This is a genomic window from Piscirickettsia salmonis LF-89 = ATCC VR-1361, assembly GCF_000297215.2.
Lineage (GTDB): Bacteria > Pseudomonadota > Gammaproteobacteria > Piscirickettsiales > Piscirickettsiaceae > Piscirickettsia > Piscirickettsia salmonis.
Map to the genome: position 1 here is coordinate 1 of NZ_AMFF02000146.1, position 1,894 is coordinate 1,894.

3 protein-coding genes are annotated in these 1,894 nt (G+C 44.8%); all 3 read left to right on the top strand.

Annotated elements, in window-relative coordinates; genetic code table 11:
- Positions 1-21 precede the first annotated feature (21 nt).
- The gene (locus C200_RS15140; RefSeq protein WP_282916182.1) at positions 22-159 is read left to right on the top strand and encodes a hypothetical protein; all 138 of its coding nucleotides are present in this window, start codon (positions 22-24) and stop codon (positions 157-159) included.
- A complete protein-coding gene (locus C200_RS12305) occupies positions 156-1,037 on the top strand; it encodes an N-acetylmannosamine kinase (protein ID WP_016212191.1) in 882 nt (293 codons plus the stop codon). The genes C200_RS15140 and C200_RS12305 overlap by 4 nt, the downstream gene beginning before the upstream one ends.
- A gap of 33 nt (positions 1,038-1,070) precedes the next feature.
- Positions 1,071-1,894 (top strand): sodium:solute symporter family transporter (locus C200_RS12310; protein ID WP_033923794.1); only part of this gene is annotated, 824 nt, incomplete at its 3' end.

Here is a 1,894-nt window from a genome sequence, read left to right on the forward strand (position 1 = left end):
AGGTAGCGACGCTTACGAGCGATTGTACATGGCGCATTTTGTGTCACCGTGGGCTCTGCCTTGACACGGGTTGAGCATATTTGCCAGTGGTTTTGTGAGCAAATTAAAGCCAAGGCACTGATGCAAGAGCAGGTAGTAGGGCAAGTGGTAAAACCATGATTTTAGTGCTTGATTTAGGTGGGACGAAATTGGCAGCTGCCTTATTCGATGGTGATAAATTGTTTGAACGTCAGCAGCGCGCAACCTGTGCAGCCGCTGATTGTGAGCCATTAAAGCAACAATTATCTGAGTTGATTGCAGAGTATCATGGCCGTTTTACTGCTATCAGTATTGCCTGTACTGGTGTGATTAAACATGGTCGGATGACAGCCGTGAATGCGCATAATGTGGGGGGATTGCTTGATTTTGCTTTGGAGGATTTTTTAAAGCAACAGGTGAGTTGTCCTATTTTTATGCTCAATGATGCACAAGCTGCAACCTATGGTGAGGCGATGATTCGTGGGCAAGTCGAGCAATTAGCGTTTATTACGCTGTCGACAGGGGTTGGTGGTGGTGTGATTGTTAATGGTCAGCTATTGCAAGGAGCCAGTGGTCATTTAGGCCATACCGTGGCTGACCCGGCCGGGCCGTTATGCGGGTGTGGTCGGCGTGGTTGTGCTGAGGCTATAGCATCTGGTACGGCATTGGCGGCACTGGGTTCAGAGGCTTTGGGCAAGACGGTGTGTGCGCGTGAGTTAATAGAGTTATCGGCTACAGAGCCGAAGGCCGCCCAGGTTATGCTGCGAGCAGTATCTGCATTGGTTGGCTTAATTGCCGATATACAAGCGATTTTTGAAATCAATCATATTGTCATTGGTGGAAGTGTTGGCTTAAACCCTGTATTTTTTACTCACGTAAAACAGGCATTGAACGGCTTACCTGACTTTTTTCATCCTCAGATAGTTGAACAGGCAAGATTAGCAGAAGATGCTGGTTTGTATGGGGCAGCGCAATGGGCACTGCAAGCACAAGGCCAGCATGCTGATCATCACAATTAAAGAAGTAACGAGAAGTAACGAAAGGAAGTAATAATGGAGCTGCATAATTTTGGTTGGCTTAATTACACTGTGCTTTTAATTTATTTACTCAGTGTGTTAAGCGTGGGCATTTACTTTGCAAAACGGCAAAAAAAGGCAGATGATTACTTTAAAGCCGGCGGGCGTATCCCCGGCTGGGCGGCGGGTCTCAGTATTTTTGCAACGACCTTAAGCTCAATTACGTTTATGTCTATTCCAGAGAAGTCGTATACCGCGGATTGGACCTTTGTGATTGCTCAATACGTTACTATCTTAATGCTGCCCTTAGTGTTTATTTATTTTATCCCATTTTTTCGCCGTTTAAATATTACCTCTGCCTACGAGTATTTAGAAGCACGTTTTGATGTTAAAATGCGCGTATTTGGCAGCTTATCTTTTATGTTATTTCATATTGGCCGTACGGCAATTATCTGTTATTTAACCGTGATTTCTTTACACTCTTTTGTTCATATTAATCCATATGTACTGCTGGGGATGATAGGAATATTGTGTATTGTTTATACATTTTTAGGTGGTATTGAAGGGGTGATTTGGACCGATGTTATTCAAGGCATTTTATTATCTGCAGGGGCCTTAATGGTCTTAATTATTGCCTGTCTTAAGGTGAAGGGTGGGGTGAGTGAGGCCGTTAGCGTTGCAGTGGCGCATCATAAATTTTTCTCTGCACATGATTGGCAGTTTAGTTGGACACAGGCGACGGTGCCAGTATTGATGATGGGCGCCTTTTTTAGTAATTTGCAGCAATATACTGCCAGTCAGGATGTGGTGCAGAGTTATATGACGACAGAGTCGATGCAGGCGCTGCGAGCCATGGAGTG